At 35.6% G+C, this 17893-nt stretch carries 6 protein-coding genes; all 6 read right to left on the bottom strand.

Going from position 1 to position 17893, the window contains the following annotated elements:
* Nucleotides 1-90: 90 nt before the first annotated feature.
* The 6 genes from MM236_RS02025 to MM236_RS02000 all read right to left on the bottom strand — a co-directional run bounded on the left by MM236_RS02025 (nt 91) and on the right by MM236_RS02000 (nt 17612).
* A complete protein-coding gene (locus MM236_RS02025) occupies nt 91-1881 on the bottom strand; it encodes an AAA domain-containing protein (RefSeq protein WP_241273261.1) in 1791 nt (596 codons plus the stop codon).
* Nucleotides 1865-7282, bottom strand: coding sequence for a sacsin N-terminal ATP-binding-like domain-containing protein (locus tag MM236_RS02020; protein WP_241273260.1), 5418 nt, complete (start codon nt 7280-7282; stop codon nt 1865-1867). The genes MM236_RS02025 and MM236_RS02020 overlap by 17 nt, the downstream gene beginning before the upstream one ends.
* Nucleotides 7283-7333: 51 nt before the next feature.
* Nucleotides 7334-12274, bottom strand: coding sequence for an Eco57I restriction-modification methylase domain-containing protein (locus MM236_RS02015; RefSeq protein ID WP_241273259.1), 4941 nt, complete (start codon nt 12272-12274; stop codon nt 7334-7336).
* A gap of 28 nt (nt 12275-12302) precedes the next feature.
* Nucleotides 12303-13391 carry a Fic family protein gene (locus MM236_RS02010; protein WP_241273258.1) on the bottom strand — a complete coding sequence of 363 codons (1089 nt, stop codon included), beginning with the start codon at nt 13389-13391 and terminating at the stop codon, nt 12303-12305.
* Between the two features lie 112 nt (nt 13392-13503).
* Entirely contained in the window at nt 13504-14706 is a 1203-nt protein-coding gene (locus MM236_RS02005) for a protein NO VEIN domain-containing protein (protein ID WP_241273257.1), read from the bottom strand.
* 11 nt (nt 14707-14717) lie between these two features.
* On the bottom strand, nt 14718-17612 hold the full coding sequence (locus MM236_RS02000) for a helicase-related protein (RefSeq protein WP_241273256.1): 2895 nt from the start codon (nt 17610-17612) through the stop codon (nt 14718-14720).
* Nucleotides 17613-17893 lie beyond the last annotated feature (281 nt).

The following is a 17893-nucleotide window of genomic DNA, read 5'->3' as shown; positions in this document are numbered from 1 at the left end:
TTTTTTTCAATTCTATTTCCCAGACTAATTTATTGATTTGGTTATTAAGTATAAATGATATCTGTATTAAGGCTCTTTCTTTTTGTGTGTTTACAAACATAGCTTCTTAAATTCTTCTGTCTTATTTTCAACCTTATCTAAAAATAAGGATGTTTCCACTGACTTCGAACTTATAAAATCAATCTCTTCAGAGGTGATAATCAATGTCCCCTTTTTTGCTCTACTTGTAGCAACATTGAAAAGATTATCATTCAGATCAAATCCTCCTGCATTTTTTAATGGAAGGTAAAGTATGGTATAATCCACCGTAATTCCTTGAACTCTGTGGATGGTGCTGATCGTTGTTCTTTTAAATTTATTTGACAGCTTACTAAAATGGTAGTAAATGCTTTTTTCATAGTCTACATAAGGTGTCAACAAAGCAACTTCAATATTTTTATTCAAATTCACTAAATCGGCTCCAATTTTAGCAACGATCAAATTGATATCTATTTGGCTTCTAATTTTGATTGCAATTGGTATTTTCGCAATAGATACTCCACCTTCATTAGTAAAAAGAGCATTATAAATAGTATTGAGATTTTTGTTATCTTGAAAGTCTGAAATACTCTCTAAAGAATTATCATAATAAATTCCAGTTAACTTTACAGAGGATTTCGATAATCGTCTGGATTTTGTCAGTCTATAAGAAAGCCCATCTTGATTAAAAGCAAAGGTTTTTAGCCCGTCAATGATCTTATCAACACTTTCATGGATTTCATTTGCTATTTCTCTTTTCAAAACCATTGGAGGTAACTGTTTGTGATCTCCAATAATTAAGACTTTAATGGCAAGCTCCTTGAACATAGCAATTGTTGCAAGAAATGCTTGTGATGCTTCTTCTATTATAAGTAAGTCGTATCTTTTACCTTCTTGTATCAGTTCAAAAATTTTCTTCGAAAGCTGATAATAAGTTGACAAGAGTAGTTCTCCTTGTATTGGAGTAATAGAGGCAATGGACTTCAGGGCTGGAACCTTCCTTTTTTCATCTGAAGATAGGTTAGTCTTGTAGACCACCCCTTTCTCAAGAGCCATTTGTAAACCTGGCTGCTGGGCAATCTCCTTAAGCGCATTATTTGTTAAGGCGGTCAAACAAACCGAGTTCTTGTTGTTTAAATAATGATCGCAAACTTGAGCAGCTAAATAGGATTTGCCAGTGCCTGGGGGGCCTTGAATAATCACCTGATCGTTTGAATCAAGCAAATCAATAATATCTGATGATATATCCTTTGAGTTGTCGAGATTCACCGGTTTCCAAGTTTTTTCACCTTTTCTGATGTTTACATTTAAAGTCTCATTACCTGGAAAATTGGTTACAAATGTTAAAAGGTTATTAAGATAATCTAATGGTGGATCTGGAGCCGCAAGAACAATTCTGGGATGAACTTTTTGATTTAAATATTTTTCTTTTACATCACTTAAAAGTGCTAAATCAAAATTAGAAACTAATACATACGTCCATTTTTCATCATCAGATTTTAAAAACCCAACTGTTTTTACCGCTGTATTAATTGAAGAAAGCCTCGGTTTCTCTGAGCTCCTGAAGGTACTGTAAGTGAACCCCCAATCAGACAAGGAGTTCGGTGCATCTGGTCCCACAAAACACAATTCATACTCTTGTTTTATCCTTGGTACTGAATCGCTTTTATACCTTAAGACTACATTTCCTTCTGCTGTTGTTCCCCAAATTCTTCCAAGAAATAATTTACCCTCCTCCATCAGAATTTTCATTCGTGAATTGGCATACCTCTTCCATTCTTCTTCTTGAAGTTCTATTTGCCATCTGTAAAATTCCTGATGAGCGTCGTTAGGGAAATTATTCTGATTAATCTTCATCTTCATTTCCAATATTTAATTTCTCTATACTATCAGTTTTTTCCTTTTTTCGGATATTTTCAAATATACCACGATATTCTTCTTTAAATTTTGTTCTTACTATCAACATTATCTCTTGAGGATCAATGGTACCATCCATAAAACTATCAAGTACCGAAACAGAAGGCTTGGCTTCAATTCTTAGAACTTGATAATCTGCTTTTATATCATCGATAACTTCTTCCCTTGATTTGCAGAACTTAGCATCTGAGAAACCTGGACCCATCCAAGCATAAAGAAATGTATCTGGATGTTCCAATTCTTTCCAAGTGGAAGCTTTCAAATACAACAGTCCTTTAGCTGCAGAGCGGCATTTAACTTTGTAGGCATTTCCGTCTTTAAATACTGGAAATAGTTGAGAGAAATGATGTGATTCAACCAAATTCTGTTCTGCTTCAGTTATATCGTAACCATTAAAATGAAGATAAGACAACCCCTTGATCATGGCTGCAAGATTGACATCTTTCCTAAAATCTTTCGGTGCATTATCTCCAAAGACTCTCATAATAGCCTCCTCTTCTTCTTGGGAATAAGAAACTTCATAATCATCCTTTTCGGTGTCAGATATTCCAACCTTATTTACATGACTCTTAGATAAATTACCATCGGGTTTATTATCAGGCCCTTTTTCATAATTTGAAGTGGGTTCCTTAACTCCATTTATTAATTCTTCCTTGTACTCTTTGGACACAAGAGAACGGGTTTTATCCTTTAACTCGTCTATTTTATCTTTCTTCCATTCTGAAGGATAGCTAATACCCTTTTCCTCAAGTAGATCAAGCACGTCGTCTTCTGAAAGTATTAATAAATCAATTAATGTTTTCCTATTTACCTTTTTAAGATTTAGCAAGCCTCCCAGAAACTCAAAAAGTTCAATAGCATTAACACTTTGCCAATGTCTCAAATAATAAACCTTATTATCCAAATGGAGAAACTGTTTCTCAGTATTAACTATTGGAGGCGTAGTTTTATAACATGCTAATTCTATTTTTTTTGTTTTAAAAAAAGTCAATGGATTTACCAAAACTTGTAACTGTTGGATCTTTTCTTCTACATTATATGGTGATTCTAACAAGCTGATATATTTCAACCTCGAAAGAAGTCTATCCTTAAACCCTTCATTGATTGGGTCTTTAAATTCAGGTTTGAAGTCTTCAGATGAAAGAACTTTAATTCTAAATTTATCAGCCATTTTTTTCAAATCATCATGGATTAAACTAGAATCCTTTGTAATGCCTGTGTCAATATTTGGATCTACTACAAAAAGGCTGTCGATAGCTTTCCATTCTCCCCTTTGATTAGGCAGAAATCCAGAATTTACGAACTCCATAAATTTCACTTTCTCTTCCTCTGTTAAAAGGCGATCCTCCTCTTTAATATATTTTATGAAATTCTTCCAAATTTGATGTTCTTTCAAATAATGTAATGACGGTTTAGTTTTAATTATTTCAAGACAGGCGTTCAAGTCCAGCTCTCGTCTAATTCCCAAAAGCTCTTCAAGTGTCCTGTCTTCTATCCTGATCTGACTAAAATCAAAAGCAGGTATTAAGCATTGATTTGGAATAATATCCTTGTATTTCAAGCTGTAAAGCTTGCTTGGATATTCCATTGAACCACCTTTAGTTGGAATACTTGGAGAAGCAAGAATCTTTAAAAAAAGATAATTTATTATTTTAATAGTATTTTCTCTTCCTGCTAATTGCCAATAATAAACAGCATTGGTACCCAAGAGCTTTTGAAAATTATTGTTTTCTAAGATAGACTGCCAAAAGGCTTTCGCAAATCTATTTGAGGTAATGTGCTCTATTTTCCCAAGACTAATCCAAGGTTTAATATAATGATCATCTCCATTGACATTAGACATTGTATTAACCAATTGATTAGCTGATTTCAATTCTGAAATTAAATCCTTTGGAGCTTCAGAAGCACTTATTCTTTCCTTTTCAATAAATTTGATTCCATCAGAAATACCTATTTTTTTCAAAAATGCTCCGATTTCCTCATTGATACTTTTATAACAAGAAGATATCATCTCGGAAAGCAAAAAAGGATCCTCAAGAACCTCACTAAGATCAAATCGGGCTCCATATTCTTTACTCAGGTACAAATCCTCAGCCGGTACCAATACTCCCAATTGACTTTTTAACCTCAGTGATCTAAGGCTATTCAGTTGATCTGCGCTTAATTCCGACTTTTCATAGATACCAAATATTTCTTTTACAATCTCAAGGTGGAGAATTTCATCTTCAAAGAGGTGTTGATAGCTAAGAAAACCTTTAATTTTAAACTCTACAATTTCCTTTTCCTCAGTAAAACTTCGAACACCAATATTTCTAAAAAAATCTGCCCAGTTATTCAGATTATGCTTACCATATTCATGCGAAACAAATAAAGTAGGTTTTATAGAAGGTAAGACATCTTCGATCTTGGTATCATTTAGAAAGTAGCTACCCAATATCGCCTCTGACGCTTTTACAAACTTTCCTGATAAAACCATTACTTTCCATTCAATCTGTTGGATTTCTTCTTTGAATTTATCCCTGTTTTCAAAAAGCAATTGTGTGAATGTGAGATAATCATCTTCTTCCGCTTGTTTGATTTTAGGAATTATATATTCTTTGATAAAATCCTTAGAATCTGTTTTAACTTTAAAGAGCCTAAAAACTTTGCCCCAATCTTTTTTATATTCATATGCCAAATAGCCATCTGAAACAAATTCAATTTTTGCATCGGGGTAACTATTTTGAAGTTTTTCTAAGGCATCTGAATTCGTATAGCCAGAGGAAAGATAACATTCCTTCAAAGATTTTATTTTCCCACCTTTAGCAATTACAGGAAGAGAAGATGCATTTTGAATAAATTCTTTTTGTGTTTCTTGTGGTACTTTTAGGTAAGCTTTATCAACAAGACTCCAAAGCAAAGTATTACCATAATAAGATTTTTCATCAATTATCATGTCCTCAAAATGCGTATGAAGGGCTGCTGACTTCTCAAATAGGTAATTTACAAATCTTAAATAGATTGATTCATTCCATTCATAAACACCTAATTTGGTCCATAACTTCTCAGCATTTATAGTGGAGTCGAAATAAAGGGCTGGGTTAAGAATCTTCACCAAACCTGAAGGGAAAGCACTGCTATCAACCAATTGAATCAATTCTTCATCACCCAAAAAAATTGGGTATTGTGAAAAACTTGGGATAAGATTAGTATTTCTATCAAAACTTGGAAAACCCTTAAAACCACCCTCTCCTATAAAATCCTTTTCATTTAATTGGTCATGGTATTTTAAAAGAAGTAAAAGAAGTTTTTTGTTATTCTCAAAGATTGCTGCAACCATCTTAGCCTCAGCCGAAAGAAGGATCTCTTCTTTTATAAATGAAACTGGCTGATATTGCTTAAGAAGTGGTTTCAAAAACTCTAAGGAGGTTAATTTTTCATGCAGCCTTGATACTGACAGCCATTCCAGTAAAGAAGTGTCTTTCCCAAGATCAAAGTATATTTCTTTGGCTGCCTTTAGATCCCCTGACTGATCAAGAAAAATTTTCTGATCTACGTAATCATTTAATAATTTTCTTTCATTTAAAAACTTCAGAAAAGACAAAGAATTATCAATGTCAGCAAGCCAAGCTAAGAATTCAGTCTTTGATAGTAGATGATAAATAGCATCTTCTTGAATGATATTGTCTGATTGATATGTCTTAAAGAGTCTAGTAAGACTTTTACTTTCAGCAAATTCAGCATCCAATATAGGTTTATTGATAGACAAAAAAGAGCGAAAATCCGCTTCACCTAAAAGCTCCATAAGACCTGAGATATCTATTGTCAAATCACCTATTTTCTGGGGATTTCCATCCAAATCTGGAAGAAATGCCACCTGAGGAAGCATTTCCTCAAATCCAGATTGGAATTTTTCAAGGAATAATATTTTATCTCTTTCCTGTATATTTTGAATCAATTTGCTAAAATCAGGAATTAATTTTAGAAATTCAGTTGTTTTGTGGTTCCCAAAAAGATCATTAAGCCAATTGATAAACTGCTTACCGGCTTCCTCGAATAAATACTGATTCCATTCTAATTCAGAGTGAATGTTATTTCGAGATCCATCTGGAATAAAATCCCCATTCATCAAAAAAGGGAAACCAAGATTAATATCTGTCGGTAAATAGGCGTAGACTCTTGTGTTTTCAGTTATTTCTGGTGCTCCTAGAATTTTTCTTGTTGCAAATTTCAATAAAGAGGACTGGATATTTTTATATTTTTCAGGAATTCTTTCATCCTCTATTGCAATTAGATTATCAAGTCTTCTCCTAACATCTTCATTAACTTCAATTTTGAAAAATCTACTGATTTCCCACTTAGATTCACTTATGTTCGCTGTAAATTCTGACTTTACCCCTGAAAACGATATTGATTTGACATTCCTTAGAAACAAAAGAAGTCTTTCATCTGCAAATACATTTTCAAAAATACTTTCAATTTCCTCAAATGTTACTTTACCCTTTTTTAGTTTTATACAAAAAGCAACATTAGGCGAAGTGAAAGCATTATTTTGAACTTCAATTGGCATTTCACTAATAGATGTCCATATTGGGATTAATTGCCAAACAGTATCCACACCCTTTTGCCGATGAAAATCTTCATCAAACCTAAAAGAATAATCCCCTGAATGAACTATGACATAATTTGAAAGCTTAAAAATAGACTTGAAACCTATTCCTTTATATCCAGTTTTGTCAATGTCAAATTGTTTATTGCCCGAGTCGGCATCACATATTGCATTTACATTGCCGGCTGAAAAAGGAAGGCCGTTATGGGTAACTATTATATATTCTCCTTTTAATTGAAATCTAACATTTACTTTATTTTTACCTGAGTCTGGATAGTCATCTGCATTTTGTAATAACTCAAAAATAAAGGTTTCAGGTTTTCTATTTACATCCGATGAGATTCTACGAACGAGACCTGTCAAAGCGGATCTTGCTTTTCCCTTAGCAGAATAATAATCTCCACTAATTTGATAAATCAATTGCTCTGCAGTTATATCCACTTCTCTTGGAGGACTAAAATTCACGTCCGCTTGAAAATAAAATTCATCTTTTTTTTGAATTCTTATATGATCTTTAGGAACATTTAGATTAACCCAATAAAAAGTGCCTTCATCAAATTGAGTTCCTTTCGGAATACCTAATGTGATTTTAGATTTAGTAATAGGGTGCAGAATTAAATCTCTACTAACAGGGTGTCTAAGATCATAAAAATATCCTTGGCCATTTACTTGGTTTATAGCAAATTGAGCTTGAAATTTTAGAGATTTAACTTCCCAAAACTCCTTTAAAAATTCTATTACTTCTTTTTGACTCTTCATAAGTTGGGTGATTATTCTGTTTTTAATGAATTTTACTTGGGTTTATGATAGTTAATAAACTCCCTTCCCCCCAAACCTCTCCTCAAACACTCCCCAAGCTAACTTATAATCCTCTACTCGATCACACTTGTCAAATGGAGCATAGTAGGTTACTTGTTTGCCATGATACAGTTCTGACTTGGTAATGGTGTGATTGTAGGTTTCCCCGGCTTTCATATTCTTGATTTCGTTCCACTCGGCGCGGTCGAGGCCTACGCCGGTGAGGCCTTTGGAACAGGTGAAGACGATATTCCCACGCTGATCGTACCAGGTGTCATCTTCGTTTTGTTGCAGGACGGGAAACTGTACATTGTAGATTAGGATCAGTTCTTCGAGGGTCAGACCTAAAGCCATGGCAGTAATCACATCTATCTCTACCAATGCCTGACGGCGTTCAAACCAGTTCCTGAGAGGTGTATTCCAGCTCCAGTCGGGGGTAAGTGTAGCGAAGGATTTTAGTCTATCGTCATTTTTTGACCATGAATCTTCCCTAAACTCCTGCTTAAAATGGCGCTTCCATAGTTGTGTGTAGTACTTGTTAAGGCAATTTAGCAGTAGTATCCTATGTGTTAGTTCACTATGATAAAAACCTAATTCTACAGGAAATTTTTCAATAGAATTAGGCTGTATATTAGACCACCCATTAACTTTTACATAGAAATCAAAAATTAAGGATGCTGTTAAGGATGTAAATGATAACAACTCTAATTCATTTTTAAAAAGAATTGATAAAACGCCGTGTATGTGATGGGTTTTTGGGGATATAATCACAGGTTGAAGTGTTCTCTCAGAGTTTGGCCCAACCATAGCCCTCGTAGCCCACCTAAATGAATCATACCAGTTATTCCCAAACTTATTTAATACAGGGGTGAAATTACCATCTTTATTAGGTAGGTATTTTGTATTCGGTAAATAATTCTCATCAATTGTACTTAAATCAACAGACTCGTAATCATTATTGCTCTTATAGTTTATTTTTGGTGATTGGGAGATTGGGTTTAAAATGGTAAAATGAGGGCCATTATAAATGAATTCATATTTATTAATATCAGGAGTCCTGGTATTATGGTTTATATCTAATAACATGTTGTTTTCTCCAACATCGTTGGTTTCATGTAAACCAAGAGTAAAGAATAAATCTGTTTTATTTAATTTTTTGGTTTTTATTTTAGAAATTTTAGTTAAAATGTCTTTAAAATTTCCTGCCTGAAGGTAGATAAGTTTAGGAGCAATTTTTGCATCTTGAGCTGATTTTAGGATATCTATTAGATCCCTATCAATTAAGACTAATCTGTCAATATTGGATTGTGTATTCCAAATATATTTACCGTCCTTATCTTTGATTTTAATTGCCATTTGGCCATTTGAACCATATCTTAAACATCCATCAATTGTTGATGGGTGAAATAAATTTGAGAGTAAATAAAAATTTTCTGAATTGTTAATTTTTCCGGAATAAATGTTTATCGCAAAAACTAATCTTCCTTTGTCGTTAGTTTCTTTAAATAATTTGAATTCATTTCTGAAGTGGAAAATAAATTTTAATCTACTGTAAATTTCTTGTCTCAAAATTTCACCTTTGGCATCGTCGTAAATACTCGTTGGGTGTAAAATTCCGGCATAACCATTAGAATTTATTATGTTAATGGTGTTTACAAGGATATTTTTATATAAGTCTCCTTGCTGACCTTTTAAAAGGTCATAAGATTGAAGGTTATTTGAAAATTTACTTAATGATTCAGTAGCAAGAACATCCTCAATGTAGATCTCCTTATTTTTGCTATTTTTCAAATAATTAGACCTTAATTCCTTAATCTTTGGAGCTGATAAATTTCGAATCAAAAATTCCGGAAATACTTCAGACATTATAATTTTTTCCTCAAATTCAATTTTAAGCCAAGGCGGATTCCCTACGGCCACATCGAATCCACCTCTTTCTTTGAATACCTCGATAAATTCCAATTGGTAATGGAAAAAGCGGTATTGTTCAGCGAGCTCTTGCACGATTTGACTACGGGTATTAGTAAAAAGGCTGACCCGCTCTTTATCCAATTTTTGGGATAGTTGCTTGAGGGTTTCACCCTTGTTTTTGTTGTATGTCTTTAGGGTTAGTTGTTGCGGTTCAGTTTCAGAGAAAAGCTTGGACTGCACCGGCTTTGGAGGAATCAGGAAGTCCCCATCTTCTTGAACCTTGGCTTCCAGGTTGTCCAGGTCCATATGGAGTATGGCTTCTATATCTTGCAGCCATTCCCTTCTTGAGGGAAGTTCAGAAGCCTGACGCATATCCCAGAACCAAAGGCTACACCAATAATCCATGATCATTTTTAGCTTGTAGTACGGGGCATTGGTTTCGCCCCGCTTGTTGGCAAGCTTTTCCTTTTCGCTGTAGCTCTTATCCTTAAAAGCTACCTGATCTCCTTCATTATAGGCACCAAAGAAAGTGTCACGTACTTTGGTCTCAGCATTGATAGAGGCCTGAAAGCGATAATGTTCCTCCAGAAGAAGGTCTATGCCTTTGGAGATTCTCTGCAGACGCTGGAATTCATCTTCACGGATTGGGCTACAAAATTCTTTTTTCCATTCGCTCACAGATTTGGATTCTGAGCCATGGGCTTCTTTTAGCAGTTTGATTCCTGCTGATGGCACCAGGTTTTTATCAGGAAGCAGGAAGTGATAAATTTCATCAGCCTTTCGTCCACTGATTGGTATATGCTTAGGGGCTTTATCCCACCATTCTTTTTTCTCTCTTTTATTTTTAGCATCAAATAAAATTTCTTTGCCTTTATAAACCTTTAGCCAAGCACCGACTACAGCATTCCCAACACCTAAGCGGTATCCGAAAAAGGGTGTTTGCATATCCTGATGGATCACATTAAGCCAAAGGGAGAGCTTACCCAGCTCGACTGCTGTAGGATTTAAATCCACCCCATAGACATTATTCAGCGCGATATAGGCTTTGATTTTTTGAAGTTCCTCGCGGTATTTATCAGGAGCAACTTTTTGTTTCATTTCCTCCTGTCTATAGCTTAGGTAAGCTTCAGAGAGTTGGTTGATCACCTCGTTGTGAAAAGCCGCAGCACCCATCGCAGGTTCGAGGATTTTCAGATCAAGTAGATCCAAAGCTTTCATTTCTCCTTTATCCAATCGCTCTAAGATCGGTTTTAGGGTGTATTTTACTGTACACTCAGTAAGTACTTCTGGGGTATAGTAGGAAGCAGATTTCTGTCTATCCCTACCTGACAAGCGATAGATAAAAGTCCCTTTTGGAATGATCTTGATTTCACCTTCTTTGTCTGTGAAGATTTCATCGGGATCAAAGTCATCGATGCGATGACGAGGTACAAGGTAAGAACCATCAGTGCGAGCTACTTTTTCAGAGGTCTCTTTATCCTTTCGCTTGCGATGGACTTCTATGGTATCTGTCTCAGCAAAGAAACCACGGAATGCCAAGAGACTTTCATAAACCGAACCGAGTTGGTTGATTCCTAAGTTAGCATAAGAAATGCGTCCACGAGTTTTACCTTTTTGCTTTCGAGAAAGGGAAAGTTGACAGATCACATCCTGCCATACTACATTTCGGATTTTGACATTAGGTAATATTTCCAGTTTCTCATTATCGAATAGTGGAGAATCTAAGTGACGAACTTTGAAACTTCGATTGCGTTCCTGATCTGCTTTTTCCTTATATCCAGTGCTCAGCAATTGAAATAGTCGGGAAAGGGATTCGTGAAAGAAATAACCATTTTGGGAACTTGCGGTATTCAATGGAACCTGTTCCAGGTCACGGAGCATTTCCAAGGAATACCCATGCTGATACACCGCGTCATCTGCTGGCAAAATATCCAAATCATTTCTCGACTCCGCATAGAATAAAAACAAGAGACGATAGACATAATTCAGACATTCATTCTTAAGTGTATCTGCATTTATACTAATTGATTTTTGAGAATCATCCGTCGATTCTAAGACATCACCATTTTCGACATTGATTATTAATTCATCCTCCTCAATTTCAGTATCTTGACTCTTTATACTTGGTTCATTGTACAAATCTCGATTCTCATCTTGTGTCTTGATAAAAAATACGGCTTCATTTGCCAAGGACTCTACAGCATGAATCACTCCTTCCTTCAAATCTTGAGTTACTTCATAGGCTGACTTATGGGAGTCTTCATCCAACTGATCCATCAGCACGATTTCAGATTGAGGAGCTAATGTTTCTTTGGCTAAGAGAAAATAGAAAAGTGTATAATAATCTCTACTGACCACACCTTCAGAGAAGAGTTCTTCCAAATCAAAGCTTAAATACGACCCACGGAACCATTTCTCTTGTTCTAACAGGTAAAATACATTCCCCGCACAAAGCAAAATATACTGAGGTCTTCTGTGTTGATCAAGCAAAAAAAGCTCTGACACAGCCTTATTTATGATCATTGGAGAAATACTTAAACCTTCAGGAACCCTGAATACATTTTCCCACTGAGAGCGATGATATTTTTGAGGAGGATTGGAATTATTCTCTTCACTATGATAACATTGTTCAAATAGACCATCTGGATCTTCATCCCCTTCTTTGATCAGGGCTCTCATTTCCATGATCATCAAAAAAGGTCTGTCTCCACGGTATAGCGTATGACGAATAGGAAGGACTGTTTTTTCATCAACATGAAAAAGCTCAGTGTATTCAGGTTGATCACCAGCATAACCCAAAGCATTCAGGACATCTGTATGGAATCGATGTGTCTCGGTGATCTTATCTTTGGTTCTCCAATTTTCTTCCAGGTAAGCCTTCTTAAATTTGAAGTACTTATCCTTTAGTCCCGTGATGCGCTTTTGGAATACCTTAATATCATCAGCTGCATACCCTGTTTTTTCAAGCACCTTTTTAGAAAAGTCCTCGTCAAAGTAATTGGCTGCAAAAAAGTCTCCTGTATTTTGAATGAATTTGATCATGGTTTTTGAGCTTCGAGCTGTTAGCTTTTTACTTAAGATTACTATTTTCTAAAATCTCCATCAACTTAACGTTGATATAGAGTTTTTCTTTACCGACTTTTTTTGAAGTCAAGAATCCCTCTTTCTCCAAAGCAAGTAGATAATTACCGACAGTCTTTGGGGTTCCTAATCCGCCATCTATCAAGGTCTGTCTTTTTGTATATGGTAGTTTGAATATAATCTCTACAAGGTCTTTTGAATAAACTTTAGGTAATATAGTTCGGATTTTCTCTGCGGTATTTTCCATCAATTGGATGACGTTTTCAAGACGGATTAAACCATGATGGGCGGTCTTTTCTACCATTTCAAGCATGTAAAGAATAAAATTTTCCCAGTTTTGATTCTCTGTGACTTGTCTTAAAAGCCTGTAGTAATCATTTTTATGCTGAATAATGTACTCACTCAGATAAATTGCCGGAATATCGAGTAGTCCCGTCTGTTTGAGGAATAACAGTAACAAAATCCTACCCGTACGCCCATTACCATCCGAAAACGGGTGAATTGCCTCAAATTGATAATGGAGGAGTGCCATTTTGATCAAAGGATCAATTCCATCGTCTTCATTAATAAACCTTTCCCATGCTGCTAATTTCTCTCGGATGACTTCTTCTCCTGATGGAGGAGTATACACTACCTCACCGTTTGCATTGGATAAAGTAGTTCCAGGAGTGTTTCTAATACCCGCTGTATTCCCTTTGATCGTTTGGACCAGTTCTATACAAAGATTGGTTGTGATGAAAGGCCTTGATTTTAAGCGTTCCAAGCCCAACCAAAGCGCTTCTTTATACCTAATTACCTCTTTGGTTTCTGGATTATCAAATTTTTTATCCGCAATCAAGGCCTGATACAGATCATCATTTGTAGTAATAATGTTTTCTATGGCAGAACTCGCCTTAGCTTCTTGCAAATGAACCGTATCTAAAAAAAGTGTAGGATTAGGCAAATTTCGAATAGCACCATTCAGTTGAGCCAAAGCCCTACTTGCTGAAATAGTTTTCAACAAGATGTTTTTAGTCTCCAAATCAATTTTTGGTGGTAAAGAAGGAAGGTCGTTATATGGCTGTTTTCTATTTAACATACTTGGGAACGAGGGTAAAGATTACACTTGAGGAATCAACGAGAGTAAATTTATCAATTTTTTACCCTCGTTTAAGTAACGAAGGTAAAAATTACCCTCGTTTTTTTTATAATTATGATTGACTTTCCAAATCCACTTTAAAAGAGACAGGTATTTGACAAATAGAAGATAGATCTCCTTTAATCATCTGAAGCTTTGCCTGAGAACTACTATCCTTGAATTCATAAAGTCTGTACAGATAATATTGATCAGGATTTCGTTTGCTCCATTCGAGTTCATTATTGGTGACATAAAAGGTTTTATAGAAACTGGCCTTGGTAGTTTTTACTTCAATATATTTTTCCGACCCATCTAAGGAATAAGAAAGGATATCATAGCCTAAGCCATCACCTACATCTTTGGAAACATGTCTGATTTTTTTTGCAAGATTTGGTTTACCTTGATTGATCAGATAAGCCTTTTCATAATTAAGAACCCACAATTCTCCAGCATCGCCTGTGCGTTTATTCTCTATGTCATTTTGGATATAGTTGACTGTCGAACCCTTAAAACTTGGATCAGTGTTTTTAAGGTTGAAATCTTCACTGTCATTTATAGAAAAATTGATTGCTGAAAATTGAGGTTCTCGATCTACTTCAATACTTTGCTCTTTCAGGTGTCGGACTACTGCATAAATAAAATCCTGCGTAAGCACATGGTATTCTATATCCCTGTAACAGGAATCATCCAATCTTCTGGCATGCATGCTGAGCAATTCCTGATCTTTTTCAATATACTCCTTCACCAAATCACAAAGACTGAGATAGTGGCCAAGATTATCGACTTTCCCTATTTTGGGTTGGTAAGGATATTCTACTAATCGGGCAAATTCCTTAAACATTCCAAACTTGTACAAAAAGTATCTTTCCGGATACATCAAAACCAGGTAGACTAATAAGGCCCTGTGATCTTGATAATCATTGTCATCACCAAAGTTCTCCTGATTCAAGATTTTAAAATCAGCTCTAAAACTTTCAATCCTTTCACCGAGATCAAAATCTTCATCGAACAAAATGCGGAGCATTTCGCGGACTCTATCAGGAGCTAATTCGGCATTTTTTCGCAACATCCTTTTAGGCCAATACTGACCTGAAGCAAGCAGATTTTTAGCTTCATCCATGGAAAATTCAATGTTGGAAGCAAGGTCTGGAGCTTCTAAATCAAAATGCTCCTGAAAATGCTTGATAGCTTTCCATTTATATATTTCATCTCTATTGATCCGGCTGAATTCCCTTTTGTATTCTGAGATGTAAACTTTGATTATTTCTGGGTTCATGGTTCAGAAAGTTAAAGATTATAAAATGCTGCAATCACTTTAAGGTGAGCTTCATTATTAAGGGAATTCAAATCCTTAAAGTATTGACTGGATTGACTGAAAATAGTCTCTACATAGCGTATTTCATCCTCTTTTCGTCTTCTTATGAAACCCGTCTGTGGCACATCTGCAAAAGTCAATTCCAGGTGATCTTGAGCTGACTTTTCCCAATTTTTGAGTTTCTCTTGATACACAGCCAACTGTTTTTCCATTTCCAGCTGTTTGATCTGCTGCTTCTGATCCATATGCATCAGCTTAGCAAAGTCAATTACGTCTGGCAGCATCTCTGTAAGTGTGTCCAAATGTTCTTGGTCTATATACTGTGTCAGCAGAGTTTGATTGACCTCAAATTGACTGATAAAGTCTCGTAGTGATAAAGGTTGCTTATGAAGTCCTCCAGAAAGCTTCATAGGAACCACAAAAAAGTCCGAAATAACAGACTGTCCGAGGTTATTACTTACTTGCCCATGAATCACAAACCATGCGGTTCCAACAGGAATCTTTCCATGACGAGATACCAGCGCTACCTCCTTATCAACGGAGGCTTCCAATTTTGTCATCAAAAACCGAATCACAGGATGTAGGTCATAGAGCATCTGAAACTTAGCCCATTCCCCCTTCTTTTTACGGGCTTCAACGATGGCGTTTTGAACTGTATTTTTATCCAAAGAAAGTCTATAAATATCTTTCAAAGAGGGCTTGGATTCTTTTGGTAAGTCAAAAAGAACCCTGTCCAATTCTTTCGTATTTCTTACTTCGAGGTAAGTAGAGTCTACAAATTCAGCTTCATCATAGCCCATCAGCCTTTCAGCTTTCAACTGTTCGATTAAATCTTTATAGTAATAGCCATCTGATTCATAAAGCGATAGTTCGGAAGCTACGGGATCAGGAGTTACAAAACTGTTTGTTACATCTGAACCTCCTCCAAATAAATCGTCATCTGAAACATCAGGAGCCGAAAACCCAAAGAAAAAATCTTCATTTTGATCCATAATCGCTTCTTCGACTTTAGCTTCTTCTGCCTTGCTATCATAAAGCTTGAATACAGAAGCTGCATCTCCGAGGCTGTTATACACTTCCTCTTCTTTTCTTGTCAAATTCTCGAGAATATGAAAATCTGTTCTCAGTCCTTCAGTATCAGATGTAGCAATTAGATAATGGATGACAGGCGTTTCTGTTTGCCCATATCGATCAATTCTACCATTTCTTTGTTCCAGCGTAATAAGAGACCAAGGAATATCATAATTGAACATGGTATTACAGTAGTAATGTAAATTGACACCCTGAGAGCCTGCATCAGAGGTCAGAAGTATTCTGATTTTAGAATCCTTCTTACCGAAGTCCTCTACCAAAGCCTGCTGTTCCATATCTGATAGACCTCCATGGAAAGTCTCAATACTTTCATCATCCAGATCAAAGTCCCTTTTCAAGTTTTCAGAAAGATATTTTATGGTATCAATTCGTTCGGCGAATACGACAATTCTTTCATCTTTTGATCTACCTGACCAGCCTAATTCAATTAACCTATCTTTGAAAGCTTGATATTTTGAATCCTTTTGGTTGTGTAAAATATGAATCAGATCACTTTGAAGATCCTCTAAGAGATGAATGTTATCATTTGCATTTTCACTCGATTTACCCTTTTCTTTGATTTTCTCGATTCTCCTATTAATACTCTCCAAAGCTGCGCTTGGAGATGACATGTAGGATTTAAATAGCCCTATGGAGAAAAGTAGATCTCTTTTTTCTTTCCTTGTACTCTCGTCAAATAGATTCTTCTCTGTTTCAAGATGAATTGACTTAAGCGCTTCAAACTTGATCTTCTGCTGCTTATTCAAGAACTCTTCTTCTTCAGGAGTTATTTCGCAGTGTATAGGTACTATTCTTCTATCTTGAAAATTTGATCGAACCTTATCATCCAAAATATGCTGTTTGAACCTCCTGACATAATAAGGTTCTACATCTGATTTGTCATACTCTCCAGACCTCGGAATTGCCGTCGGCTCGATCATTTGGATCAAGTTGGCAAAAGTCTCTTTTTTACCATTGTGAGGAGTTGCAGAAGTCAGAATCAGAGATTCACAGCGAGTAGCAAGGAATTGGGCTAAATCACCTCTCTGACTGTTACTATTCGCTACAGTATGACATTCATCGATTACGATGATGTCCCATCGGGATTTTTCTATAAAGTGCCTAAATTTGGCATTGTTCTTAAGCGTATCAATTGAGACAATTGTCTTATCATAATACTCAAAGGGATTTTTGTTTGCTGGCAGTTCTGCTCTAATCTGAGCTATTCCATGCGAGTCTAATCTTACCAAGGGAATGGCAAATCTATTCCATATCTCTTGTTGAAACTGACCTAAGATCGACTTCAAAGCAAGAACCATTATTCTTTTCCCCTTACCTCTTTTGATCATTTCAGCGAGAAAAATTCCTACTTCTATGGTCTTACCCAAACCAACACCATCTGCAATTAGGAGTCTTGGTCGAGGAAGCTTAAATGCTTTTAAGGTTGGATCTAATTGATATTCCGAAAAATTAAAAGCCGCCTTATGAGCTACATGGATTTTATCTCCATAATGAGTACTATTTCTCAGCTGTGTCTCCAAAAATAACTTCGTTCTTCTGTAACCTGAATCAGTGTCAGCTACGAGTTTGGTTTTGGCAGGATCTAAAACTTGAATATCTACATCAAGCTTCGTGTCGAATTTAAAGCGTTTCCCTTTAACAAGTTCACTTATCCCCTCAGCATCTAACAACATCGACCCATCATAATTTTCGGTGATTCCTGTAATTAAAAAATCCTCTCCACGAGTAGAAATGCGTGCCCCTGCGGCAAAAGTATTTATAGTAGTTTTAGTCATTTATTACTGATTTTAAAAAGGAAAAGCTTTGATTTTTTTTAATTACTACCAATTAAAGTTTTAAAATAGCTTACTTTTTTAATCGATCCAAAGAATTTTACATTCTCGGAAAGAAAAAGCTCAAACACAGATATTTAATTTACATAAATTAAGTGTCTTGTGTCTTAAGAATATCATTAAATTATCAAACTAAAAAATAATTGAAATAAATTAAAGATAGAGTCCAATTGGAAGACTCACCAAGCTCTTACAAAGAAGTCTGCTTTGTAGGACTTGTTAAA

This window comes from Belliella calami (assembly GCF_022549695.1).
In the GTDB taxonomy this organism is placed as follows: domain Bacteria; phylum Bacteroidota; class Bacteroidia; order Cytophagales; family Cyclobacteriaceae; genus Belliella; species Belliella calami.
The sequence above is the reverse complement of the archived record's forward strand: the minus strand, read 5'-3'. Positions and strand labels throughout refer to the sequence as shown.

Bases quoted from the DNA above. Each gene is read 5' to 3' on its own strand.
- MM236_RS02025 (WP_241273261.1), bottom strand. From the start codon at position 1,881: ATGAAGATGAAGATTAATCAGAATAATTTCCCTAACGACGCTCATCAG.
- MM236_RS02020 (WP_241273260.1), bottom strand. From the start codon at position 7,282: ATGAAGAGTCAAAAAGAAGTAATAGAATTTTTAAAGGAGTTTTGGGAA.
- MM236_RS02015 (WP_241273259.1), bottom strand. From the start codon at position 12,274: ATGATCAAATTCATTCAAAATACAGGAGACTTTTTTGCAGCCAATTAC.
- MM236_RS02010 (WP_241273258.1), bottom strand. From the start codon at position 13,391: ATGTTAAATAGAAAACAGCCATATAACGACCTTCCTTCTTTACCACCA.
- MM236_RS02005 (WP_241273257.1), bottom strand. From the start codon at position 14,706: ATGAACCCAGAAATAATCAAAGTTTACATCTCAGAATACAAAAGGGAA.
- MM236_RS02000 (WP_241273256.1), bottom strand. From the start codon at position 17,612: ATGACTAAAACTACTATAAATACTTTTGCCGCAGGGGCACGCATTTCT.